This window comes from Limnohabitans sp. T6-20 (assembly GCF_003063505.1).
Taxonomy (GTDB): Bacteria; Pseudomonadota; Gammaproteobacteria; order Burkholderiales; family Burkholderiaceae_C; genus Limnohabitans_A.
Genome location: NZ_NERW01000003.1, coordinates 756,017 through 779,774, shown reverse-complemented (window position 1 = coordinate 779,774; position 23,758 = coordinate 756,017). Strand labels below are relative to the sequence as shown.

At 58.0% G+C, this 23,758-nt stretch carries 26 protein-coding genes; 20 read left to right on the top strand and 6 right to left on the bottom strand.

The genetic code is table 11. The features are described 5' to 3' along the window. Window positions 1-13 precede the first annotated feature (13 nt). From phnN to phnF, 3 genes are read right to left on the bottom strand one after another with little or no spacing between them, the layout of a single operon-like run. Window positions 14-574: a phosphonate metabolism protein/1,5-bisphosphokinase (PRPP-forming) PhnN gene (gene phnN, locus B9Z33_RS14450; RefSeq protein ID WP_233252848.1), complete on the bottom strand. Its 561-nt coding sequence runs from the start codon at window positions 572-574 to the stop codon at window positions 14-16. Beyond that, window positions 571-1,287 (bottom strand): DUF1045 domain-containing protein, encoded by a 717-nt coding sequence (locus B9Z33_RS14445; protein WP_108287685.1) that lies wholly within the window; start codon window positions 1,285-1,287, stop codon window positions 571-573. Before B9Z33_RS14445 ends, phnN begins: the two co-directional genes overlap by 4 nt. Beyond that, window positions 1,277-2,038: a phosphonate metabolism transcriptional regulator PhnF gene (gene phnF / locus B9Z33_RS14440; protein WP_369916757.1), complete on the bottom strand. Its 762-nt coding sequence runs from the start codon at window positions 2,036-2,038 to the stop codon at window positions 1,277-1,279. The genes B9Z33_RS14445 and phnF overlap by 11 nt, the downstream gene beginning before the upstream one ends. 83 nt (window positions 2,039-2,121) lie before the next feature. Between phnF and phnG the strand changes: the two genes are divergently transcribed. The 14 genes from phnG to lplT all read left to right on the top strand — a co-directional run bounded on the left by phnG (window position 2,122) and on the right by lplT (window position 14,800). Next, window positions 2,122-2,640, top strand: a complete 519-nt coding sequence (gene phnG, locus B9Z33_RS14435) for a phosphonate C-P lyase system protein PhnG (RefSeq protein WP_108287683.1) — start codon at window positions 2,122-2,124, stop codon at window positions 2,638-2,640. After that, on the top strand, window positions 2,637-3,254 hold the full coding sequence (gene phnH, locus B9Z33_RS14430; protein ID WP_108287682.1) for a phosphonate C-P lyase system protein PhnH: 618 nt from the start codon (window positions 2,637-2,639) through the stop codon (window positions 3,252-3,254). The genes phnG and phnH overlap by 4 nt, the downstream gene beginning before the upstream one ends. 1 nt (window position 3,255) lies before the next feature. Continuing rightward, window positions 3,256-4,368 carry a carbon-phosphorus lyase complex subunit PhnI gene (locus B9Z33_RS14425; RefSeq protein WP_108287681.1) on the top strand — a complete coding sequence of 371 codons (1,113 nt, stop codon included), beginning with the start codon at window positions 3,256-3,258 and terminating at the stop codon, window positions 4,366-4,368. Next, on the top strand, window positions 4,365-5,303 hold the full coding sequence (locus B9Z33_RS14420; RefSeq protein WP_369916756.1) for an alpha-D-ribose 1-methylphosphonate 5-phosphate C-P-lyase PhnJ: 939 nt from the start codon (window positions 4,365-4,367) through the stop codon (window positions 5,301-5,303). The genes B9Z33_RS14425 and B9Z33_RS14420 overlap by 4 nt, the downstream gene beginning before the upstream one ends. Continuing rightward, a complete protein-coding gene (locus B9Z33_RS14415) occupies window positions 5,300-5,776 on the top strand; it encodes a GNAT family N-acetyltransferase (RefSeq protein ID WP_108287680.1) in 477 nt (158 codons plus the stop codon). Before B9Z33_RS14420 ends, B9Z33_RS14415 begins: the two co-directional genes overlap by 4 nt. A gap of 1 nt (window position 5,777) precedes the next feature. Continuing rightward, window positions 5,778-6,566 carry a phosphonate C-P lyase system protein PhnK gene (phnK, locus tag B9Z33_RS14410; RefSeq protein ID WP_108287679.1) on the top strand — a complete coding sequence of 263 codons (789 nt, stop codon included), beginning with the start codon at window positions 5,778-5,780 and terminating at the stop codon, window positions 6,564-6,566. A gap of 19 nt (window positions 6,567-6,585) precedes the next feature. Beyond that, window positions 6,586-7,290 carry a phosphonate C-P lyase system protein PhnL gene (gene phnL / locus B9Z33_RS14405; RefSeq protein ID WP_108287678.1) on the top strand — a complete coding sequence of 235 codons (705 nt, stop codon included), beginning with the start codon at window positions 6,586-6,588 and terminating at the stop codon, window positions 7,288-7,290. Then, entirely contained in the window at window positions 7,287-8,456 is a 1,170-nt protein-coding gene (locus B9Z33_RS14400) for an alpha-D-ribose 1-methylphosphonate 5-triphosphate diphosphatase (RefSeq protein WP_108287677.1), read from the top strand. The genes phnL and B9Z33_RS14400 overlap by 4 nt, the downstream gene beginning before the upstream one ends. Before the next feature lie 88 nt (window positions 8,457-8,544). Then, a complete protein-coding gene (gene phnC / locus B9Z33_RS14395; protein WP_108287918.1) occupies window positions 8,545-9,420 on the top strand; it encodes a phosphonate ABC transporter ATP-binding protein in 876 nt (291 codons plus the stop codon). A 32-nt stretch (window positions 9,421-9,452) separates the two neighbouring features. Then, complete coding sequence (gene phnD, locus B9Z33_RS14390) at window positions 9,453-10,397, top strand: phosphonate ABC transporter substrate-binding protein (RefSeq protein ID WP_108287676.1); 945 nt, start codon at window positions 9,453-9,455, stop codon at window positions 10,395-10,397. Between the two features lie 97 nt (window positions 10,398-10,494). Continuing rightward, window positions 10,495-11,277, top strand: coding sequence for a phosphonate ABC transporter, permease protein PhnE (gene phnE, locus B9Z33_RS14385; protein WP_108287917.1), 783 nt, complete (start codon window positions 10,495-10,497; stop codon window positions 11,275-11,277). 8 nt (window positions 11,278-11,285) lie between these two features. Next, a complete protein-coding gene (locus B9Z33_RS14380) occupies window positions 11,286-11,843 on the top strand; it encodes a phosphonate degradation HD-domain oxygenase (protein WP_108287675.1) in 558 nt (185 codons plus the stop codon). 262 nt (window positions 11,844-12,105) lie between these two features. Continuing rightward, window positions 12,106-13,566 (top strand): UDP-glucose/GDP-mannose dehydrogenase family protein, encoded by a 1,461-nt coding sequence (locus B9Z33_RS14375; RefSeq protein WP_108287674.1) that lies wholly within the window; start codon window positions 12,106-12,108, stop codon window positions 13,564-13,566. Further along, a complete protein-coding gene (gene lplT, locus B9Z33_RS14370) occupies window positions 13,559-14,800 on the top strand; it encodes a lysophospholipid transporter LplT (RefSeq protein ID WP_108287673.1) in 1,242 nt (413 codons plus the stop codon). Before B9Z33_RS14375 ends, lplT begins: the two co-directional genes overlap by 8 nt. A gap of 55 nt (window positions 14,801-14,855) precedes the next feature. On the opposite strand, the gene B9Z33_RS14365 is transcribed toward lplT, so the two are convergent. Further along, window positions 14,856-16,058: a glycosyltransferase family 1 protein gene (locus tag B9Z33_RS14365; protein WP_108287916.1), complete on the bottom strand. Its 1,203-nt coding sequence runs from the start codon at window positions 16,056-16,058 to the stop codon at window positions 14,856-14,858. Between the two features lie 147 nt (window positions 16,059-16,205). Between B9Z33_RS14365 and B9Z33_RS14360 the strand changes: the two genes are divergently transcribed. Further along, a complete protein-coding gene (locus B9Z33_RS14360; RefSeq protein ID WP_108287672.1) occupies window positions 16,206-16,814 on the top strand; it encodes a hypothetical protein in 609 nt (202 codons plus the stop codon). 52 nt (window positions 16,815-16,866) lie between these two features. On the opposite strand, the gene B9Z33_RS14355 is transcribed toward B9Z33_RS14360, so the two are convergent. Continuing rightward, window positions 16,867-18,498, bottom strand: a complete 1,632-nt coding sequence (locus B9Z33_RS14355; protein WP_233252846.1) for an aminotransferase class III-fold pyridoxal phosphate-dependent enzyme — start codon at window positions 18,496-18,498, stop codon at window positions 16,867-16,869. 53 nt (window positions 18,499-18,551) lie between these two features. Between B9Z33_RS14355 and asd the strand changes: the two genes are divergently transcribed. Beyond that, on the top strand, window positions 18,552-19,433 hold the full coding sequence (gene asd, locus B9Z33_RS14350; protein WP_233252845.1) for an archaetidylserine decarboxylase: 882 nt from the start codon (window positions 18,552-18,554) through the stop codon (window positions 19,431-19,433). Window positions 19,434-19,459: 26 nt separating this feature from the next. Here the strand turns inward: asd and ppk2 are convergent, their stop codons facing one another. Further along, window positions 19,460-20,368, bottom strand: coding sequence for a polyphosphate kinase 2 (ppk2, locus tag B9Z33_RS14345; RefSeq protein ID WP_199220358.1), 909 nt, complete (start codon window positions 20,366-20,368; stop codon window positions 19,460-19,462). A gap of 151 nt (window positions 20,369-20,519) precedes the next feature. Between ppk2 and B9Z33_RS14340 the strand changes: the two genes are divergently transcribed. The 4 genes from B9Z33_RS14340 to B9Z33_RS14325 all read left to right on the top strand — a co-directional run bounded on the left by B9Z33_RS14340 (window position 20,520) and on the right by B9Z33_RS14325 (window position 23,713). Then, window positions 20,520-21,617, top strand: a complete 1,098-nt coding sequence (locus B9Z33_RS14340; RefSeq protein ID WP_108287913.1) for a magnesium transporter CorA family protein — start codon at window positions 20,520-20,522, stop codon at window positions 21,615-21,617. A gap of 208 nt (window positions 21,618-21,825) precedes the next feature. Beyond that, window positions 21,826-22,710: a sterol desaturase family protein gene (locus tag B9Z33_RS14335; RefSeq protein WP_108287670.1), complete on the top strand. Its 885-nt coding sequence runs from the start codon at window positions 21,826-21,828 to the stop codon at window positions 22,708-22,710. Window positions 22,711-22,832: 122 nt separating this feature from the next. Next, a complete protein-coding gene (locus tag B9Z33_RS14330; protein ID WP_369916755.1) occupies window positions 22,833-23,243 on the top strand; it encodes a DUF1924 domain-containing protein in 411 nt (136 codons plus the stop codon). Beyond that, window positions 23,243-23,713 carry a diheme cytochrome c gene (locus B9Z33_RS14325; protein ID WP_233252871.1) on the top strand — a complete coding sequence of 157 codons (471 nt, stop codon included), beginning with the start codon at window positions 23,243-23,245 and terminating at the stop codon, window positions 23,711-23,713. Before B9Z33_RS14330 ends, B9Z33_RS14325 begins: the two co-directional genes overlap by 1 nt. Window positions 23,714-23,758: the final 45 nt, after the last annotated feature.

The following is a 23,758-nucleotide window of genomic DNA, read 5'->3' as shown; positions in this document are numbered from 1 at the left end:
CAGCTGAGGACACTCATCGCACTGGCCAATTTTCCAGATTTTTGAGACCCAGCAGCAGATCTTGCCCTGCTTGTTCCAAAGCACCGTTGTTGAAAATCTGTATCGCCTCGTGTGGCACAGCAAAGGCCTTGGCTCTTTCAACGCGTTGCAGAATTTGCTCGGGCGTTTCGCGTTGGCGTGCGGTCAGGCGCTGCATCAGCGTGGCCGGATCGGCGGTGATGTGCACCACTTGCAGCCCTGGATGGCTTTGCTGCGCTTGGAGCAGGTGACCTCGTGAGCCATTGACCAAGACCCATTGCCCCTTTTGCAAGGCCAGCAGTTCGGCGTGACGCACGCCGTAATGCAAACCGTTGGCTTGCCATGCCATTGCAAATTGGCCTTGGTCTCGCAAGCTGATAAAGCTGGCAGTGTCGATCTCTTCGTGTGCTTCACCACCCGCTAGGGCCGGTCGGGTGATGGTGCGTTGGGCCCAATGCACCGGCAGGTCTGGGGGTAAGTGCTCACGCAGCCAGCCGAGTACGCTGTCCTTGCCCGCTCCCGAAGGCCCCATCACATAAATCAGTCGCTGGTTCATCCGCGCAATTCCATTTGTTCGATCAATTCAAAATCGGCACCGGCTTGGGGTTCAGCAAACAGGGCGATGTGCGCAAACCGACACGGCGGCAGAGACTCAAAGCGTGCCTGCGCCGCTTGTACCAAAGCGGTTTGGACGTCGGCTGAGACCGCATCGAGTGGCCCTGTCAGGGACAGGTGAAACTGAAAATGTTCAAGCACCCAGGGGTAGCCCCATTCCAACAGCAGCTGGTCTTGTTCGGGTGTGAGGCGGGCTTTTCGGCGGCGCGCCAATTCAGCTGCGTTCAAAGGTTGTGCCAAGCCGTGCAAGCGTTTCACGCAGGCCGCCGCCGTGGCGTTGATGTGCGCGGTATCGCCATCTGGACGCAAGGCTAAAAAACCACCGTGCGTACACACCCGCAACGGCGGCAGGTCAAAGGCGGGCAAGCTGTCTGCCAGTTCCCGCATGGCGCTGCGCAGCGCGTCCAGGCTTTGCCCGGGGGCCAGAGCGAAGGGGGCTTTCAGTGTGGCGTGCCAGCCGTAGCGGCGCGGGTCGGCGGTGCAGGCCTGAAACTCGCCAGGCGTCACGCCATGGATGTCGGGCGGTGCATAAGATGCGCCGCTCGCCGCGCAGCGCCCCAGCCAATGGCTGCCCGCTTGCCACCAGTCGCTGTGGACCTCGGGCACGAAATACACCGCGCAGCGGTAAGGTGTTGAATGGCGTTCAGAGTTCATCGTGTTTCACCGTCAATGTCACGCGGTCACCCGCAAACCAGGCGCGGGCGTATTCAATGGGCACGCCCTGCGTGTCCACGTTCACGCTGGTCACCAGCAGCACGGGACGTGTGCTGGTCTGACTCAGGAGCGCCGCGACTTCTGTATTGGGCAGGCGTGCGCTGATGCGGCTTTCCTGTCGCAAGTAATCCGATACGCCATGTTGTGCGAATGCCTCAGTGATGGAGCCACTGCTTTGCACAACATTGGACAGCCGGGCAAAACGCGGCAGGGGAAAGTAACGCTCACTCACATGCAGCGGTTGGCCTGCACCTTCGCCCAGCACTTGCAGATAAAGCAAAGGGCTGCCCAAAGCAAGGTCCAAAGCCTGGGCCTGATCGGCATTGGCCTGCACGGTTTCTGACTGGATGATTTGCAGTCCGCCACGCACGCCGGCTTGCGCCAGGCCTTGGCGGTGGCGGGTGCGCTTGCCCAGCACCAGGTCCACCGCAAACGCTTCCACAAAGGTGCCGCGCCCTTGCGTGGAGCGCACCAGGCCGCGTTGGCCCAGATTGGCCAAAGAGCGGCGGATGGTGTGACGGTTCACACCAAACTGTTCCGCCAAAGCGTGCTCGGATGGCAGGCGTTCACCGGGCATGTAGTGCCCTTGCCCAATGGCATCGGCCAGTTGCTGCGCGATGCGCGACCAAAAGCTGTCGCGCTCGGGCATGTCCTGAGTGGGGGGCTGTGGACTCGTCAATGAAGTGGTCATGGCTGTCATGAAAGCTACACACGGATTGCCTAAGCTGGCACCCATGTTTGAGTTGTATAGACAAGTGACAGGGTGCCACAACGATGTTTCACGCATTTGACAATGCCGGCTCGGACCGGAAAATTTCCCGCCCCGAATGGATGGCGCTGCTGGCCCGGGCACCTTTGCCCTTGCTCAGCGGGGCTTTGACGGCCCACACCCACACCAAGCCGCTGTGGCTGCGCAAACCTGAAACCGGCTTGATGATGGTGCAAGGCCGCGCAGGCGGCACTGGCGAGCGTTTCAACTTGGGAGAAGTCACCGTGACCCGATGCGCCTTGCGGCTGGCCGGTGCCGACACCGATGCAGACGTCAATGCCCCGGTGGGCGTGGCCTATGTGCTGGGCCGCAATCACCGCCAGGCGCAACTGGCCGCCATGGCCGACGCCTTGCTGCAAGACCCCTTGCAGCGCGACTTGCTCGAAGCACAGCTGATCGACCCTGTGCGCCAGCACCTGCAACAAATGCAAGCCCAGCGCCACGAACGCGTCCAGACCACCAAGGTGGACTTTTTGACGGTGGCCCGCGAAGCCGGTGGTGACGACGAAGGAGATGAAGCATGAATGCCCCTGACCTGCAAAACATCGTGGCCGGATTCGACCATGAGGCCTTTGGCAGCCAGGCGGTGTTTCGCGTCGCGCTCAATGCCTTGTCGCACCCGGGTCGCCCACTCGACATGCCGCTGAACACCGCACTGCCCAGGCAAGGCCATTGCGCGGCAGCGGCATTGCTGCTGGGCTTGCTCGACGCCGATACCCCGCTCTGGTTGTCACCGACTTTGGCCAGCAGCGATGCACCCGCCTGGCTGCGCTTTCACACCGGCTGCCCCATCGTGGTCGATGCCCGCGTTGCACAATTTGTATGGGTGGCGCAAGGTGATGAGCTGCCTGCCCTGGCCAGTTTGCAAGGAGGCAGCGACGCTTACCCCGACCAGTCCGCCACCTGCGTGCTCGACGTGAACAGCCTGCAAACCGATGCCATGGGCTGGCGCTTGCAAGGCCCGGGCATTCCGGCTGAACGCAATTTGCGTGTGCGCGGTTTGCCATCTGACTTCAACCAGCAATGGGCCGACAACCACGCCAGCTTCCCCCGGGGAGTTGACGTGTTCATCTGCACCAACACCCAAATCGCAGGCCTGCCGCGCACCACGCGCATCCTGCCCGCCACGGAGTCCTGACATGTACGTTGCCGTCAAAGGCGGAGAAACCGCCATCCTCAACAGCTACAAGCTGCTCGCCGCGCAGCGCCGTGGTGACACCACCCAGCCCGAACTGTCTGTGGCCCAAATCTGCCAGCAGCTCAAACTGTCGGTGGACCGCGTCATGACCGAAGGCTCGGTGTACGACCCTGAACTGGCCGCGCTGGCCATCAAGCAAGCCAGCGGCGACCTGGTGGAAGCCATCTTTTTGTTGCGCGCCTACCGGGCCACCTTGCCGCGCCTGGGCAGCACCTGCCCGCTGGACACCAGCCACATGCAGCTGAACCGCCGCATCTCGGCCACCTTCAAGGACTTGCCCGGTGGCCAGGTGCTGGGTCCCACTTACGATTACACACAGCGCTTGCTCGACTTCAGCTTGCTGGCCGACGCGCAAACTTTGGATCACGCGCCTGACGCCGCACCGGAACTGGCCACCACACCCATCGAAGCCGTGCCCCGCGTGGTGGACCTGCTCAACCAGGAAGGCCTGATTGAAACCTTCGCCCCAGCCGCAGAAGACCCGGCCCCATCCGACTTGACCCGCGAGCCGTTGCGCTTTCCGGCAGGCCGTGCCACCCGTTTGCAAAACCTGGCACGCGGCGACGAAGGCTTTTTGCTGGCCATTGCCTATTCGACCCAGCGCGGTTATTCGCACACCCACCCGTTTGTCGGCGAAGTGCGGCTGGGCCAGGTGGCGGTGGAGATCGAACCCGAAGAACTCGGTTTTGCCATCTCGATCGGTGACATCGAAATCACCGAATGCGAAATGGTCAACCAGTTTGGCGGCAGCCAAACCGAGCCGCCGAAATTCACACGCGGCTATGGCCTGGCCTTTGGCCACAGCGAACGCAAAGCCATGGCCATGAGCCTGGTGGACCGCGCTTTGCGTGCCGACGAGCTGGGTGAAGACATCCAGTCCCCAGCCCAGATGCAGGAGTTTGTGCTCTCACACAGTGACAGCCTGGAGGCCTCGGGCTTTGTCCAGCACCTGAAGCTGCCGCACTACGTGGACTTCCAGTCCGAACTAGAGCTGGTGCGCAAGATGCGCGCGCAAGCCGCCAGCGCATCCGAGCACCCCGAGGAGACCGCATGAACGCCCCCCGCGAATTCCCTGAATGGGCTGCCCCCGAAAACGGCGCACCCCGCACCCCAGACAGCGCCCCCGAAGTCAACTTCGCCTACCTGGACGAGCGCACCAAACGCATGATCCGCCGCGCGATCCTCAAGGCCGTGGCCATTCCCGGTTACCAGGTGCCGTTTGGCTCACGCGAAATGCCTTTGCCCTACGGCTGGGGCACAGGCGGCATCCAGGTCACCGCCTCGGTGATCGGCCCGCAGGACGTGCTCAAGGTCATTGACCAAGGTTCGGACGACACGGTGAACGCGGTCAACATCCGCCGCTTTTTTGAGCGCACTGCGGGCGTGGACACCACCACCCGTACGCACGAAGCCACGCTGATCCAGACGCGCCACCGCATACCCGAGAAGCCTTTGACCGAAGGCCAGATCATCGTGTACCAGGTGCCAGTGCCTGAGCCCATGCAGCGACTGGAGCCCCGCGAGACCGAAACCCGCACCCTGCACGGCCTGGCCGAATACGGGCTGATGCATGTGAAGCTCTACGAAGACATCGCACGCTATGGCCACATCGCCACCACCTACGACTACCCGGTCATGGTGAACCAGCGCTACATCATGTCGCCTTCACCCATTCCGAAGTTCGACAACCCCAAGATGCACATGAACCCGGCGCTGCAGTTGTTTGGCGCTGGCCGCGAAAAACGCATTTACGCGGTGCCGCCCTACACGCCGGTGGAAAGTCTGGCCTTCGATGACCACCCGTTTGAAGTGCAAAAGTGGAAAGCGTCTTGTGCCTTGTGCGGGGCCACCGATTCCTTTTTGGACGAAGTCATCACCGACGATGCCGGAGGCCGCATGCATGTGTGCTCCGATTCAGACTACTGCCAGACTCGGCAGGATGAGGCCGGGAGTCAGATCCCCGCAGCGCTGGGAACGGTCGCGTCATGAACCTGCTGATCCGCGAAGCCACCGAGGACGACCTGCCCGCCGTGCTGGCCCTTTACGCCCAGCCGGGCATGGACGACGGCCAGGTGCTGACGCCCGATGAGGCCAAGCTGCTGTTGGCGCAGTTTCGCCAGTACCCCAGCTACCGGCTGTGGGTGGCCTGCAACAACGACAACGGCAACAACAGCAAAGCCGCCAGCGGCGGTGAAGTGGTGGGTACCTATGCCTTGCTCATCATGCACAACCTGGCGCACCGGGGCACACCATCGGCCATCGTCGAAGACGTGGTGGTCAGCGCCGACCGGCAAGGCCAGGGCATTGGCCAGCAAATGATGCAGCACGCCCAGCAGCAGGCCCGTGCAGCCGCTTGCTACAAGCTGGTGCTGTCGTCAAACCAAAAGCGCGAACGCGCCCATGCCTTTTACGAGTCGCTGGGTTTTCAGCGGCACGGTTTCAGTTTTGTGATCGGGATTTGAGATGGACACTCTGGACAACACATTGCCACTTTTGCGCGTGCGTGGCGTGGGTAAACGCTATGGCGAGCGCGTCGCCCTGCACGAGGCCAGCTTTGACCTGTGGCCCGGCGAAGTGCTGGCCGTGGTCGGCGAATCCGGCTCGGGCAAAACCACCTTGCTCAACGCCATTGCGGCGCGCAGCCGACCCGATGCCGGTCAGGTCGAGTTTCTGGGACGCGACGGCCAGCTGCAAGACATTTACACCATGACCGAAGCCCAGCAGCGCCTGCTGGCCCGCACCGACTGGGGCTTTGTGCACCAGAACGCGGCCGATGGTCTGCGCATGGACGTGTCTGCCGGGGCCAACGTGGGCGAACGCCTGATGGGCCTGGGCGAGCAGCATTACGGCCAGTTGCGCAGCACCGCGCAAGACTGGTTGCAGCGGGTCGAGATCGACGCGGCCCGCATCGACGATGCGCCGCGCACCTTCTCGGGCGGCATGCGCCAGCGCCTGCAAATTGCCCGCAATCTGGTGACCCGCCCACGACTGGTCTTCATGGACGAACCCACCTCGGGGCTCGATGTTTCGGTGCAAGCGCGCTTGCTGGATTTGCTGCGCCAGCTCACCCGCCAGATGCAACTGGCCGTGGTCATCGTCACGCACGATCTGGCCGTGGCCCGTTTGCTGGCCCACCGCATGATGGTCATGCAGCGCGGCCGTGTGGTCGAAGCCGGGCTCACCGACCAAGTGCTCGATGACCCGCAACACCCCTACACCCAATTGCTGGTGTCTTCTGTCTTGCAACCCTGAACCTTTCGGAAACCCCACGATGCTGCACATGAAACAGGTGTCCAAGCGCTTCACGCTGCACCACCAAAATGGCGCCGAACTGCAGGTGCTCAACCAGGTCGATTTGTCGGTGGCCCCGGGCGAATGCGTGGTGCTCGACGGCCCATCGGGCATGGGCAAGAGCACTTTGCTCAAGCTCATTTATGCCAACTACCGCGCCACCAGTGGGCAGATTGAGGTGCGCCAGGCCAACGGTCAGGTGCTCGACCTGGCGCAGGCCTCACCCCGCGAACTGGTGCGCATGCGCCGCGACACGGTGGGCTATGTCAGCCAGTTTTTGCGCGTGATCCCGCGTGTATCGGCGCTCGATGTGGTGGCCGAGCCTTTGATGGAAGACGTGGCCGAACAGGCCGAGGCGATGGAAACCGCCCGCGAACAAGCCCGTGTGTGGCTGACCCGCCTGCGCATTCCCGAGCGCCTGTGGCACCTGCCTCCGGCCACCTTTTCCGGTGGCGAACAACAACGCATCAACATTGCCCGCAACATGATCAAACCCCGCCCCATCCTTTTGCTCGACGAGCCCACCGCTTCGCTCGACGCGGCCAACACCCAGACCGTGATCGATTTGATCCACGAAGCCGTGGGCAGGGGTGCCGCGCTGGTGGGCATCTTCCATGACGCGCATGTGGGCGCTGCTGTGGCGACCCGCCGTGTCGACGTGGCCCAGTTCAGGAGCGCCGCATGAATGCCGCTGTGTTGACCACCGCCATCTTCAAAAATTCCCGCCTTGTGTTGCCCACCGAAGTAGTGCAAGGCAGCGTACATGTGAAGGACGGGCGCATCCATTCGGTGGACCAGGGCAGCGCCTCGGGTGCCGAAGGCTTGGACATGGAAGGCGACTACCTCATGCCCGGCTTTGTGGAGATGCACACCGACAACTTCGAGCGCCACCTGATGCCTCGCCCCAAAGTGCAGTGGGCAGAAATGCCTGCGTTGCTGGCGCACGACGCCGAGGTGGCCGCAGCAGGCATCACCACCGTGTTTGACGCACTGGGCGTGGGCGATGCCGACCCGGACAGCCTGCGCGGCAGCACCTGGGACCCGGTGATCGAGACCATCGACCTGTGCACCCGGCAAAACCTGCTGCGCGCCGACCATCATTTGCATGTGCGCTGCGAGTTGCCTGCGCCCAACACCATTGATTTGTTCAAGCCCTTCCATGACCACCCACGCTTGTCGCTGATCTCGCTGATGGACCACACACCCGGTCAGCGCCAGTGGGAAAACATCGATGTGGCCCGCGTTTACTACACCGGAAAAAAAGGCTGGTCGAATGAAAAATTCGAACGCCAGGTGGCTTTGTCGGCCGAGTTGCAAGACCGCTACGCCCAGCCCCACCGCGCTTACTTTGTGGACTACTGCCGCAGCCACGGTATTGCGCTGGCCAGCCACGACGACACCACCGCCGCCCATGTGGCGCAAGCCCATGCCGAAGGGGCCAGCATGTCCGAGTTTCCGACCACCGTGCTGGCTGCACGCACGGCCCACGCGCATGGCCTGCTGAACGTGATGGGCGGACCCAATGTGGTGCGCGGCGGCTCGCATTCGGGCAATGTGTCGGCGGGCGAACTGGCACGCCATGGCCTGCTCGACATCTTGTCGTCGGACTATGTGCCCGGCAGCATGCTGAGCGCCGTGGTGCGCTTGGTCGATGACGGCATCCTGAGCTTGCCGCAGGCCGTGGCCACCGTCACCCACAACCCGGCACAGGCCACCGGCCTGAAAGACCGGGGACAAATCGCCCCAGGCCTGCGCGCCGACCTGATCCAGGTGCGCTTTGTGGACATGCCCCAAGGCCAACGCCATGCGGTGGTGCGTGCCGTTTGGCGTGAAGGGCAGCGCGTGCTTTGATGCACTGACACGCAAGCTTCCCGCAGGTGTCAAAAGCCTGTCACACAGCCTGTCCAAACTCCGCTTGTATAGACATCTTCCGAAAGTCATTCACATGGCACTGCGTATCCAAAACATCGACAAACATTTTGCCAATGGCAAGCACGCTTTGCGTGACATCAACATCGACATTGGCACCGGTGAAATGGTGGCCTTGATCGGTGCATCAGGCTCAGGCAAATCAACCTTGCTGCGCATGGTGGCGGGTCTGCTAGAAGCCGATGCCGGGTCAGGCTCGTTGATCGAAGTCAATGGCCAGTGTGTGCAGCGCAACGGGCGCATCACGTCGGACATCCGAACCATCCGTTCGCAGGTTGGCTTTGTGTTCCAGCAATTCAACCTGGTCGACCGCCTGCCTGTGCTGGTCAATGTGCTGGTGGGGCGTTTGCACACCATGCCCTGGTGGCGCGGCCTGGCACGTTGGTTCAATCAGCATGAGCGCTCATTGGCACTGGACGCCTTGCAGCGTGTCGGCATCATGGATTGCCATGCACAGCGCGCCTCGACTTTGTCGGGTGGTCAGCAACAGCGTGCCGCCATTGCCCGCACGCTGGTGCAAGGTGCCCAGCTGGTGTTGGCCGATGAACCGATCGCTTCGCTCGACCCCGAGGCCTCACGCAAGGTCATGGAAATCCTGACCCGCATCCAGCGCGAAGACGGCCGCACGGTGGTGGTGTCCTTGCACCAGGTGGACATGGCCATCCGCTATTGCCCGCGTGTGATTGCGCTCAACCAGGGCCAGGTGGTGTACGACGGTCCCTCGGCCAGCCTGACCCCTGCTTTGCTGCGTGAGTTGTACGGCATGCAGGCCGATGAATTTTTGAGTGGCAGCGAGTTGCTGACTTCTGCACAAGCGCCAGCAGCTGCATTGCATCACCCCGCGCCGGTATTGGCCTGGCCCACGCCCATGGCCCAGGCGGCCTGATTTTTCTTTTTAACTTCAACGGAGTTCCTGACATGTTCAAGACAACCCTCTCGGCACTGGCTTTGGGCCTGAGCCTTTCCAGCGCCATGGCGCAAGACATCAACTTTGGGTTCATTTCGACCGAAGCCAGCCAAAACCTCAAAGCCGATTGGCAGCCCTTGCTGGACGACATGGAAAAGCAAACCGGCTTGAAGGTCAAGGCTTTCTTTGCATCGGACTACGCTGGCATCATTGAAGGCATGCGCTTCAACAAGGTGCAGCTGGCCTGGATGGGCAACAAATCCGCCATGGAAGCGGTGGACCGCTCCAACGGTGAAGTTTTTGCCCAGATGGTCAACGCAGATGGCAGTCAGGGCTACTACTCGCACCTGATCGTGCACAAGGACAGCCCCATCAAAGGCCTGGACGATGTGTTCAAGAATGCCAAAAACCTGAGCTTCGGCAATGGCGATCCCAACTCCACATCGGGCTTCCTGGTGCCCGGCTTTTATGTGTTCGCCCAAAACAAGGTGGACCCCAAGACCGCCTTCAAAGTGGTGCGCAACGCCAACCACGAAACCAACGCATTGGCCGTAGCCAACAAGCAAGTGGATGTGGCCACCAACAACAGCGAAAACCTGGAAAAAATCCGGGAGCGTCAGCCCGAGAAGTTCAAGGACATCAAAGTGGTTTGGACTTCGCCGCTGATCGCACTGGACCCGCTGGTGATGAGCAAGAACCTGCCTGAAGCCACCAAGCTCAAGGTCAAAAACTTCTTCTACAACTACGCCAAGACCGATGCCCGTGAAAAAGAGATCGTGATGAAGATCTCCAAGTTGTCGGGCTTCAAGGCCTCGACCAACGACCAGCTCAAGCCCATTCGCCAGCTGGACCTGTTTGGCAAACGCACCAAGCTGGAGGCCGACACCATGCTGTCAGAAGCCGACAAGAAAACCAAGTTGGCTGAGATCGACCAACAACTGGCCGCACTCAAGTAATTCGTTTGGCTTGGACCGGCGCTGCGTTGCATCACTGTGCAGCACAGCGCCCCATTTTTAATTGATTCGCATGTCCCACACCTTGGTCAACTCCAAAATGCAGGCTCTCGCTGCATCGGCGGCGTCCCGACGCAGCCTCTTCGGTTATTTGGGCTGGGGCCTTTTGCTTGTCTTGCTGGCCGCTTCCTGGCAAGGTGCCGACATGCGGCCGGCAGACCTGTGGCGGGACTCCGGCAACATGGCCACCTATGCGAAGGAGTTTTTCCCACCCAACTTTTCGCAGTGGCGCTTGTATGTCTATGAGATGCTGGTCACCTTGCAGATCGCCCTTTGGGGCACCGCATTGGCCGTGGTGACGGCGGTGCCGATGGCTTTGCTGGCCTCCTCCAACATCGTGCCGTGGTGGGTGTACCAACCCATGCGCCGGGTGCTCGATGCATTCCGGGCCATCAACGAAATGGTGTTTGCCATGCTGTTTGTGGTGGCTGTCGGCCTGGGGCCATTTGCCGGGGTATTGGCTTTGTGGATTCACACTTCCGGCACACTGGCCAAGCTGTTTTCCGAAGCCGTGGAAGCCATTGACCCGCAGCCGGTCGAAGGCATCCGCTCCACCGGCGCTTCTGCACTGCACGAGATTGTGTATGGCGTGATCCCCCAGGTCATCCCGCTGTGGATCTCGTTCACGCTCTACCGGCTGGAGGCCAATGTGCGCTCCGCGTCGGTGGTGGGCATGGTGGGCGCGGGTGGCATTGGGGTGGTGTTGTGGGAAATCATCCGGGGTTTCCAGTACGCCGAAACCGGTGCCGTCATGCTCATCATCATCGTCACCGTCAGTTTGATTGACCTGGTGTCGTCCCGCATTCGCCAACTCTTTGTCTGAGGTGCAGCATGTCTTTGACCTTGCCTGAAGTGCTTACTTTGCTCCAACGCCGTGGCCAGAACCAATACGGTATGGAAGCCATCAATCAGCTAGAACATGCTTTGCAGTGTGCCGATTTGGCAGAAAAAGCGGGTGAAACGCCAGAGACCGTAGTGGCATCGTTGTTGCACGACTTGGGGCATTTGTTGGCCGCCGAGCGTGATGGCAGCAAAGAGCACACCACCGAGCATGACGATTTACACCAATACATCGCATTGCCCTTCATCCGCAATTTATTTCCCGATGCAGTGCTGGAGCCGATCCGCATGCATGTGGATGCCAAACGTTATCTTTGTCTGATTGATCCTGGTTATTGGGCTGATCTGTCGCCCGCATCCAAGCACAGCCTGGAACAGCAGGGAGGGGTGTTTAGCGAGGCCGAGGCCGAAGCCTTCATTTCTCAACCTTTTGCGACTGAAGCAGTGCGTTTGCGCCGTTACGACGACTTGGCCAAGGTGCCCGCCAAAGTTGTGCCCGACTTGAGCCATTACAACGCCCACTTGCAACAAGTTGCGTTGACGGCTTGAGCCGTTGAGCCAGAGCAGGCCTGCGTCACGGATGTCACTTAGATCCGTACCCATGAGGACTGTTTGCATTTGACAGTTGTGCTGGACTTGCAATCTAGCGGGCAAAGACGCCACATTGATCATGGGTTTGCCCGCAAGCTGAACCGGAACTGTGATCGACAAAATAAAGCCAACAGAATTTCACTGTCATCTGAAATTCTCCAAACTGACGTCAGCATTTCACTTGAAAGATGAATCATTGATTTCAACGAGGAGTTGAACGATGCGCATCACGGTCATAGGTTCGGGTTACGTGGGTTTGGTCACAGGCGCTTGTCTGTCTGACTTGGGCTTCAAAGTGGTTTGCCTTGACAAAGACGAAGCCAAAATTCGGGCCCTGCAAGAGGGGGATGTGCCTATTTACGAGCCAGGTCTGAAAGAGGTTTTGTCCAGAAACCGAGCCGATGGCCGCATTCGTTTCACAACCGATGCCTGTGAAGCGATCGAGCATGGCGACATTCTTTTCATTGCCGTAGGAACACCCCCCGCAGAAGATGGTTCGGCAGATCTGGGCCATGTGCTGTCTGTGGCCTCCCTGATTGGGCGTCACCTCAAGGGCTTCAAACTGGTGGTCAACAAATCCACGGTTCCGGTAGGAACGGCAGACCGCGTTCGATCTGCGATCTCTCATGAGTTGGCCCATCGCGGCATGCCTCCTGATTTGTTTGACGTGGTTTCAAACCCGGAGTTTTTGAAGGAAGGCGCCGCCATTGACGATTTCATGCGGCCGGATCGCATCGTGGTCGGTGTCGACGATGGTGTGAATCAGGCCAAAAGCCAACGCATGATGGGCGATTTGTACGCCAGCTTCAATCGGCACCACTCGCGCACCGTCTGGATGGATGTGCGCAGTGCCGAACTGACCAAATACGCTGCCAATGCCATGCTGGCCACGCGCATCTCGTTCATGAACGAAATTGCCAATCTGGCCGATGTCTTGGGTGCAGATGTGGACCACATCCGCCGGGGCATCGGTGCGGACAGTCGCATTGGGCACAGCTTTTTGTATGCCGGTTGCGGCTATGGCGGCAGTTGTTTTCCCAAAGACACCCAGGCTTTGGTGAGCACAGCCAAGTCACACGGCCAGTCCATGAGGCTCGTCAGCGCGACAGAGCAAGTCAATGCGCAACAAAAGCTGTTGTTGGTGGAGCGCTTGATACAGCGCATGGGGGCTGATTTGACGGGTCGAAAAATAGCCATTTGGGGCCTGTCTTTCAAACCCAATACCGACGACATGCGTGAGGCGACCAGCCGAGTGGTGATTCAGAATTTGCTGATGCGTGGCGCGCAGGTCAGTGCTTGCGATCCGGTGGCAGGCCCAGAGGCTCTGCGGGTTTTAAGAATCGATTGTGAGCAAAATCCCGATTGGTTGGACCGGTTTGAATTGGCCTCAGACGACATGCAGGCCTTGCAAGGCGCAGACGCCTTGATGGTCTTGACCGAGTGGAAGATTTTTCACAACCCAGATTTCGAGGCCATGAAAGCCTTGATGCGCAGGCCTTTTATTCTGGATGGCCGGAACCTTTACAACCCCGAAGCGCTGAGTGAGCTGGGCATGGCCTACCAAGGGGTGGGGCGTCGCAACGATTTGGTGCAACTGTTGTCCTTTGATCCTGTGCTGCCTAGTGACGAGGTCTTTCAAGGTTCACACCCGACGATGCATGATCTGATGGTCAATGCCTAAAGGCTTTTATCTGCTGATACTGGCGCAGTTCGCCAGTGGCTTGGCAGACAACGCTTTGATGATTCTGGGGGTTTGCTTTTTACAAGAGCAGGGCCATCCAGGATGGTGGTCGCCCTTGTTGAAGTTTTCATTTACCTTGAGTTATGTCGTTCTGGCCGGCGTGGTGGGCCCCATTGCAGACGCTTTTCCAAAAGGACGTTTGATGGCGTCCATGAACATGTTGAAGCTTGCCGGTGTGGTCTTGCTTTTGTGCGGTGTTCATCCCTTTTTTGGGTTTGCGTTGGCCGGTTTGGCGGCTGCTGTCTATGCGCCCGCTAAATATGCCTTGGTCACCGAATCGGTTCCTGCCTCCTTGCTGGTAAAAGCCAATGCTTGGTTGGAAGTTTCTGTGGTCTTGTCTGTGTTGTTGGGCGTGGCCTTGGGCGGGTGGCTGACAGGTTGGCACAAGGACCCATGGATCAATGAGGCTTTTGCCATCTTCCAGGACTTGCCTCCACAACTTGCACCCACGCAGATATTTCCTGCCTTTGTGGCGGTGTGTCTGATTTACATCGTGTCATCAGGCCTGAACATGGGCTTGAATTCGATGGATGCCCGAGGCACAAGGCACCCTTTGACTTGGCATTCAATTCAATGGCCTTTGTTTTGGAAAAACAACCGTCAATTGTGGGCAGACCCTTTGGGCGGGGTTTCCTTGTACGTAACCACGCTCAGCTGGGGTGTTGGGGCGGTGCTTCAGTTTGCAGTTTTGGCTTGGGCCCAGACCTCTGCTGGTTTGAGTTTGCAGCACGGAGCCTATCTGCAGGCCCTCGTGGCCGTGGGTGTGATTTCGGGTGCGGTGATGGCCGCAAACGTATTTCAGATTTTCAATGCCCACAACGCATTGCCTTGGGGCCTGGTGTTGGCGGTATTGTTGCCCTGCATGGCGCTGACGACATCGTTGTGGCTGGCTGTTCCCTTGTTGATACTGGCTGGATGCGCGGGAGGGATGCTGCTGGTTCCGATGAACGCATTGCTGCAGCATCGGGGTCAAAAAATTCTGACTTCAGGCCGCTCCATCGCTGTGCAGGGTTTCAATGAAAATTTGAGTGTTTTGCTCATGTTGGGCACTTACAGCGTCTTGTTGGCCTGGCAAGTTCCCTTGTTGTCTGTGATGCTGCTGCTGATGTTGCCCTTGCTGGCTGCGGTCATGCCGTGGCGTCTGAAAATCAGGTGGCCATTGCGCGCTAAATGAGCGCTTGCGGCAGACACTGCTCACATGCTGACTTCACTGACAGAAAATTTCCCGCTCAGATATTCCCGCTGTTCATCGCTGCCATGCGAAAAATCACCTCGACCTGTCGTGTGATTTCCTGCCAATCCCATTGGTGAATACTGGTGTGTGTGTGCTGCCGGGCGTTTGCAAGGGTGTTGGCGTGCTGGGTGATTTCAAGGGCCTTGAGGACATAGCGTTGTGGGTCCTCACCCTCGACCAGCCATCCGTTGTAAGTGTCCTTGATCAACTCGGTGGCGGCTGCACAGTCGTATGCCAGCACCGGGGTGCCACTGGCCAGTGCCTCCAAGGTCACGTTGCCAAAAGTTTCCGTCAAGCTGGGGAACAAGAATAGATCAGCGCTGGCATACAGCTCTGCCAGTTTCGCGTGGCTGCACATGCCCATGAAATACGCATCCGGGCAATGGGCCTGAAGTGTCGCCCGGTAAGGGCCATCACCGGCAAAAACCAATTTCACGGAACGACCACTTTGCTTGAGTGTCTGGTAGGTGGTCACGATCAAATCCAGATTCTTCTCGGCAGCCAAGCGACCGACAGATAAAAGAACGGTGGTTTTCTGATCGGCTTGCCACGATTGGCGCAAGACTTCGTTGCGTTGGTTTGGATGAAAGAGCTGTGTGTCCACTCCGCGTGCGACAACACGCAGGTTGTCAAAGCCACAGCTTTGGAGTTGTGTTTTCAGTGCATGGGTCGGGACCATGGTGCAGGCAGTCCGGTTATGGAATTTCCGCAAATAGGCCATGATGGGTTTGCTCAACCAGCCAACGCCGTAGTGTTTGCTGTAACTGGCGAAGTTGGTTCGAAAGTCAGACGTGACGGGCAAGCGCAAGACCCGGGCCGCCTGCAAGGCGGACCAACCCAATGGCCCTTCTGTGGCAATGTGAACCAAGTCCGGTCTTTTATGACTCCAGGCTTTGACAAGTGCTTTTTTACTGGGCAGTCCCAACTTCAACTGAGGGTAGTGAGGGATGGGTAAGCCCTTCATCAACATCTCCGACCAACCGATTTGATCGGCGCCTGCATCATTTTTGTCTTGTCGAGGGCGAATCAATTGGATGGTGTGGTTGCGTTGACTCAGCATGTGAATCAACTTGGACAGCGTGAGTGCAACGCCGTTGACTTCGGGCGGCCACGTCTCTGTGACCACGGCAATCCGCATTGAGGCGGACGCTGGTTCAAAGTTTTCCACCAAAATTCGGTCGGTTTGTGAAAGGTCCATGACTTGGATCATGACGACCGTGTTTAACAACTTGATGACAAAGACAGATTTTTGAATGCCATGTTTCAATACCTTGAAAGGTGTGTTGTCATCGATTTTTCACACGAAGTCCTGATGATCAGGGTTCGTCTATCAAGAGGTGAGCGTGTGAAAGATTTCTTAGAAGCTTTGCGGGTGCAGCGTTGGGACGATCATCGTTATTACCACCACTGCCGCATCAACCAGTCCTTGCATTTTTTGAGTGCCATGGCCTTTGTTTTAGCTTACGTGCTGTTGTTCATTGATCCCTCGGTAGCCGCCTTGGTGGCCTGGTTGGTGTCCATGACATCCAGACAAGCAGGACATTTTTTCTTTGAGCCTTTGGGCTATGACCACGTCAATCAAGCCACCAACGAATTCAAGGAAGAGATCAAGGTGGGTTACAACCTGCGCCGCAAAGTGGTGTTGTTGAGCGCCTGGGCCTTGTTGCCTTTGCTTATTTTTATGAATCCGGGTTTCCTGGGGGTGTTGCCAGAGCATGAAACACTGCCTGAATTCTTGCGTGCAGTGGGCTATGCCTGGTTGTATCTTGGCGCTGCGGCTTTGCTGTTTCGCACCGTGCATTTGTTCATTCTGCAAGATGTTCAGACCGGCTTGGTCTGGATGAGCAAAATACTGACCGACCCTTTCCACGACATCTACCTGTACCACAAAGCCCCTTGGCAATTGCTGCGTGGTCAGCGTTTTGCTGACCACGATTTGCACGCCAGTCGATGAATGACGTTTCTTGATGGCCTGTTCAGGTGCCTGCACCTGAACAGGGGTTGAATCAGCGAAACAGGGTTTCTTTGAGGATGCGGCGGCGTATGGATTTGTTGGTGAGTGCAGGTGTGTGCCACCACCAACCATCCTCTTTCATTTGCTGCGCGGCCAATACAAACTTCTGAACCACGGCCTCGAAATCAGCGTCGCTGTAGTTGAGGCTGAAGATCAAACGTCCTGTCCCCACCCAACTGAGTGCCAGACCATGCAGCCTGAGGTAGTACTGCAGCATCCAGTTGTAACGGCTGGCTTGTGTGTAAAACAGTGTCCAGACACTCGACATGTTGGCCGCTTGCAGTGGCAAGCCCTCAGCCTGCATCACGCGGTTAAAGTGTTGCGCACGTGCGTTCCAGCGTTCATCCAGCCCTTGGTAAATGGCCTGAATTTCGGGTGCTTCGAGTTGGTCCAGAAAGGCCGACATGGCCCCCATCACGACGGGGTGGGCATTGAAGGTGCCACGCGCAAAGCAGATGTCCGCAGGGCGGTCTTCATGAAAGCGGTGCATCCATTCTTTTTTGCCACACACCACGCCCACAGGGAATCCGCCTCCCAGAGTTTTGCCGTAAGTGACCATGTCGGCTTGCACGCCAAAGTAGGCTTGTGCACCCCCTGTGGCCAGTCGAAAACCCAAAAAAACTTCATCAAAAATCAGCACGATGCCTTTGTCCGTGCAGACCTGGCGCAAGGCCTTGAGCCATGCGGTGTAGGCCTGTCGGTCGTAGGCGGCACGGCGGCTGCTGTCCACCAAGGTGGAGTCACCTGGTGCGTTGGCGTTGGGGTGCAACGCCTGCAAGGGGTTGACCAGCACGCAGGCAATGTCTTTGCGAGTGCGCAGCACATCGAGGCTGCGCTCGTTCATGTCGCTGAGTGTGTAGGTTTCACGTGGTGGCATGGGGTTGCCCGGGCCGGGTTGCACGTCTTCCCACCAGCCGTGGTAAGCCCCGCAAAACCGCACGATGTTTTTGCGGCGTGTGTGGTAACGGGCCAAGCGCACGGCCTGCATGACCGCTTCGGTGCCGGACATGTGAAAGGACACCTCGTTCATGCCCGACAAGGCTTTGAGGCGTTCTGCGTTGGTGGCCACCACCGGGTGGTAAGAGCCCAATACCGGCCCCAGCGCCTGGGTGCGGGCCAGACCTTCGGTCATGGTGTGCTTGTAAAAGTCGGCACCGAACACGTTCACGCCATACGAGCCCGTCAGGTCGTAAAACACATGTCCATCCAGATCGGTGACCTGCACGCCTTGTGCCGACTGCAAAAAAGAGCCGACCTTCAAGTGCTCGCGGACCAGCCGACTGAACTGGAACGGCACCCGGTAGGCGGCAATGAACTGCATGTCCGAGATGTTTTCGCGCGCAGCCGCAGTGGCTTCGATGCTCAGGCGATGCCGTGTTTGGAGCGTGTTGGCCATCGCGAAAAACGCGGCTCGGCGTCCAGCCTGAATCTCTGCCGGTGCGTCATCGCAGCCAAAGAATGCAGGCTCGTCGAAGCTGTATCCAGGCAACCAGCGGGCGAGCCGCTTGGCCATGCGCGAGTGGCCAGCCAGCGAGCGGTGCTTGGCCCTGGACAGCTGGATGCGTCTTTGCAGGGAGGGTGCCAGCGCCGCCAAAACGGCCAAACTGATCCAAGTGGGGTTCACAGTCAATTTCCTTGTGTCAATGAAATTTCTTTTTATTCAATTTGAGTGACAACATGATGAAGATTCGCCCACTGTTCCAAAAATGGATGCTGCAAGAAGACCTGAACTTTTTGCTGACCAACCGAATTCCACGCATCACCCTGACACGTTTCATGGGCTGGTGGAGCCAGATACGAAACCCCTGGGTGGTCAAAGGATCCATCGCGGTTTGGCGTCTGTTCACAGACCTGGATTTGAGTGATGCAAAGCAAAAGGAATTCGAAAGCCTGCACGCCTGCTTCACACGCGAACTTGTCCCGGGTGCCAGAGTTGTGGATGCCGATCCTTCTTTCATGACTTCGCCGTGCGATGCCATCGTGGGCGCTTGCGGTGAAATTCACCAGGGGCAGGTCTTTCAGGCCAAAGGTTTCCCTTACCAGCTGCACAGCTTATTGGGTGAATCGGAACAGTGTCGTGCGTGGCCTGGTGCGCTGGAGGTGGGCAAATACCTGACCTTGCGCTTGACCAGCAGCATGTACCACCGTTTCCATGCGCCCCACGATGTGCAGCTCAAGCATGTGACCTACATCTCGGGCGACACGTGGAATGTCAATCCCGTTGCGCTCAAGCGCGTCGAGCAACTGTTTTGCAAGAACGAACGCGCTGTCCTGCACATGCAGACGCAAGACGGGGTGCCATTTTTGATCGTGCCGGTGGCCGCTGTGCTGGTGGCCAGCATGCGCTTTCATGCGGTCGATGTTTTGCTGAATCTGCGCTACAAGGGACCGAACGAAATGCCTTGCGATGCTGCATACGCCAAAGGCCAAGAGATGGGTTGGTTCGAGCACGGCTCAACCATTTTGGTGTTTGTGCCGCCAGGTTTTGAGTGGGCCGATGGCATCGCCACGGGCCAACGCATCAAGATGGGGCAGGCCTTGTTGAGGAAGCCCGCCTGAAGCAGCGGGGTGCGCCGGTGATCGTTTCAGTATTTCTCTGGAACGACCATTTCTGACGGCACCGGGTGGCGGATGTAGTCTGGATTGCGCACGCGACCGGGCAAGTTGATTTCTGGGTGTTCGATCTCGTGATAAGGCACCTGGCCCAACAGGTGGTCAATGCAGTTCAGTCGGGCTTTTCTCTTGTCCACAGCCTGCACCACCCACCAAGGGGCTTCGGGGATGTGGGTGCGCTCGATCATGGTTTCCTTGGCGCGCGTGTAGTCTTCCCAGCGGCGACGGCTTTCCAGGTCCATGGGGCTGAGCTTCCATTGCTTGAGGGGGTCATGAATGCGACCCAGAAAGCGGGCATGCTGCTCGTCATCGGTGATCGAGAACCAGTACTTGACCAGCTGGATGCCGCTGCGCACCAGCATCTTTTCAAACTCGGGCACGGATCGGAAAAACTCTTCGTATTCTTCGTCGTTGCAAAAGCCCATGACTTTTTCAACGCCGGCGCGGTTGTACCAGCTGCGGTCGAACAGCACGATCTCGCCAGCTGCAGGCAGGTGCGAGATGTAGCGCTGAAAATACCACTGGGTTTTTTCGCGGTCGTTGGGGGCGGGCAGGGCAGCCACCCGGCACACGCGGGGGTTCAGGCGTTGCGTGATGCGTTTGATCACACCGCCTTTGCCGGCAGCGTCACGGCCTTCGAACAGGATGACCATGCGGTGACCGGTTTTGACCACCCAGTCCTGCAGCATGACCAGTTCCGACTGCAGACGCAACAGTTCGCGGAAGTAGTGAGCCCTCTCGCCTACGGTCGAGTCATTGGCGGCGCCCTCTGTGCCCCAGCGGTCGTCCAGTTCCAGCTCCAGTTCTTCGTCGAGGCTGTCGAGCAAGTCTTCGCGCAGCTGGCGCATCTGGTCTTCGTTGATGTGGTTAATCGGCGTCATGTCAGTTCATCAAGTAGAAACAGCCTTCCACTGTCGTGTTGTTTGATGAAAATTTCATGACAAGTCGCCCCCTGTTGTTTGAGATTGTCATGACACTTTCATGACGGCGGTTCAGCATGGTCTTTTGAGCTTGATTTCTGCAAAGGGCGATATGCGTATTTTTTCGATTCAAAAAGACCAAATTCAAGAGTCAGCCATATTGCCGCTGGCATTGCCACTGCAGGGGTTCTTGTGGATGGCTTTTGCGCGGCGCGAATTTGAAATATTGCAGCAACAGGTCCAGGCGTTCTTGTTGGCGCATTGCGGTGCGCAAATTTATGACTTGCACTTGCAGGATTTGCTCAACAACCAGTTGCCATCTCATTATGATTTCACGGCAGACTACGATTTGCTGGTTTTTCGCAGACTGGCTCGGGGACGAACTGAAACCGATGTGTCCAAACCCGGTGAAATCCTGCATCAGGAAAACACCCGAGGTGGTCCGAGCATTTTGCGAAAAATAGACACCAGCCCCGTCGCTTTTTTGGTGCTGGATCGCGTGGTCATTTCTGTTCATCCGGCCGACTGCAGTGTGCGCGATGTGTTTGCCGCCCGCATGCTCAGTGCGACTCATTCTTCATTCGTTCAGGCAGCCCACAGATTGCCCGCCAATTCAGCCGATTTGATGTTGCGCATGGTCAGCAGCGTTGTGGATGGGTATCTTGATTTGCGGCGTGAATTGACCCGTCAGCTCGATCATTGGCAAAGTGAGTTGATCAATCCTAAAACCAGTTTCAACGACTGGAGTGCCTTGCTCAACGCCCGATTGACATTGCACTATCTTGACGAGGTGTGTGAAGACCAGCGCGCAGCCATTACCGATTGGATTGACGCGCTGGATGCCTGGAAAGTCGATGATGTTTTGCTGCCTGAATACCTGGAGATGCTGAAGGTTCGAAGCCGGGATGTGCTGGAGCACATTGAACGCGTGGTGCACCATGTGGGGCGTTTGGAGCAAAGCGCGGAGACGGCTGTTCAGATGCATTTCAACGCACAAAGCAACCGCACCAACGACATCATGCGCACCTTGACGGTGTTGACAGCCATTTTCTTGCCGTTGAATTTGATCACCGGATTTTTCGGCATGAACTTTGAAAATTTTCCGGCCCTGCATTCCGACCATGGCTTGTTTTTGACCGAGGTGTTCATGGGCTTCGTTGCCATCGGGTTGGCGCTCATTTTCTGGAGAAAGCGTTATGTGGGAGGGTAATGGACGTACTCGATATTCGAGGTCTTGGCACCCATGTGAATCGCCATAGATGGTCTGGAATTCATGAAATACATTGAATCCTTTTTAATCACGCGCAAGCAGGAAGGGGAATACCCGGATGTTCGATCCTTGGATGATTTGATACCTTAAGCGGCATCTGGCCCTCTACCGTCTTGAGGGTCGCAGATCCATAAGAGGAGACACATCCATGACCGCTGCACAGATACAGAACGCGTTGGTGCTTTGCACCATTGTCGGTTTTGCAACCATGGAGTTTGTCAGTCGACGCTACAAACAAACCGTCCATGCCACAGGCAATGACACCAAACTTGAGCTGTTGATGTTTCTGAGCGTGCTGGCTGTGACGCAGCCCTTGGCCATTTTTGTCACGGCCAAACTGGGGGCCTTGTGGGTTCCGCAATACAAGGGTGTGCTGGCTGACATGCCATGGTGGGGCATGGTGGGTGTTTTGCTGGTGTTCGATGACATGACGCAGTATTGGTGGCACCGCTTGTCGCACACTTCGTTCCTGTGGCCTTTGCACCGTGCGCACCACTCTGCCGAGTACATGAGCATTCGGGTGACGTTCCGCAACAATTTCTTCTATTACCTGATGATGCCGGGCCTTTGGTTTGCAGGCGCTCTGTTGTATTTGGGTTTTGGGGGCATGGTTTACGCGGGCTACATCGTGGTCAAGCTCTTTGTCATTTTGGGGGCGCACAGCGCTTGGCGCTGGGACGAGCCCTTGTACCGCATCCGCGCATTGCATCCGGTCATGTGGGTTCTGGAGCGGACCATTTCAACACCGGCAACGCACTGGGCGCACCATGCGATCTCCAATGCCGATGGTGTGGGGCACTACAAAGGCAATTTTGGCAACCTGCTGTTTTTGTGGGACATCATTTTTGGCAGCGCGCACATCACACGCCGCTACCCTGCGCAGGTCGGCTTGATCGATGACAAGTTGTTTGGTCAGGAGCGCTGGTACCACCAGATGTGGTACCCCTTGCTGCAATCCAAGCGTGAGCACACGGCCTTGAAGTTTGGCGGCAGTGTGTACGAGGGGTCAGAGGGGCAGGCACCACAAGCCTGATCGGGGTTCATCCGCCCACAGGTCAGAGTGTTTGTGCTCTGGCCTATGGGATTTTTTGTTTAAGCCGTGCTTCATCCACGATCTTTAATCTCTGAATTGAGATGCCATGAAAGGTCGAATCCATGATGAGCTTGAACAAAATTTCCTGTGCAAAAGTGGCTGCCTTGGCCATCAGTGCCTTGATGTTGCCGCTTGTGGCTTTAGCGGCTACACCCCAAAGCGAATTGCAACGTTGGCAACAGGCGGCAGGGCAGCCGGGTGATGCAGGCCGGGGACAGGTTTTTTTCGGACGGCGTCATAACGGTGAGTGGTCGTGCGCGTCATGCCACGGTCAACCCCCTACGCGGGACAGCAAGCACGCCTCTACAGGCAAGAAGATCTCTGCGTTGGCACCGGGGTTCAATGCCGAACGCTTCACCGACAGTGCCAAGGTTGACAAATGGTTCAAGCGCAACTGCAAGGACGTTTTGTCACGTGAGTGCACGGCGCTTGAAAAGGCCGACGTGCTGGCTTACCTGATCGGGTTGAAATGATGAAATCAATGTGCATCAAATCGGTGGTGTTATTTTGTGCAGGTTGGAGTGGCTTTGTCTCGGCATGGGCCGATGGACGACTCATGCCTGCACAAGTGCCTGCCGTGTACAAACAAGAATGTGCGGCCTGTCACATGGCCTATCCGCCGGGCCTGTTGCCTGCGGCGTCTTGGCGACGCATCCTCCATGGGCTGGATCGGCACTACGGCAGCGATGCGGCGATGGAACCTGCACAAGTTCAGCAAATTGGGGCCTGGTTGCAAGCCAATGCGGGCACTTATAAACGTGTGCGCGAAGAGCCGGCCGACGACCGGATCACCCGATCGGCCTGGTTTGTTCGCAAACATCGCGAAGTGGAATCCTCGGTCTGGAAGCGGGCCAGCATCAAGAGTGCCGCGCAGTGCAGCGCCTGCCATACCCAAGCCGACGCGGGGAACTTTGATGAGCATCAGGTGCGGATTCCGCGCTGACAGGTCGCTTTACATCCCAGTTCTTCAAGCCATACGTCACGCACA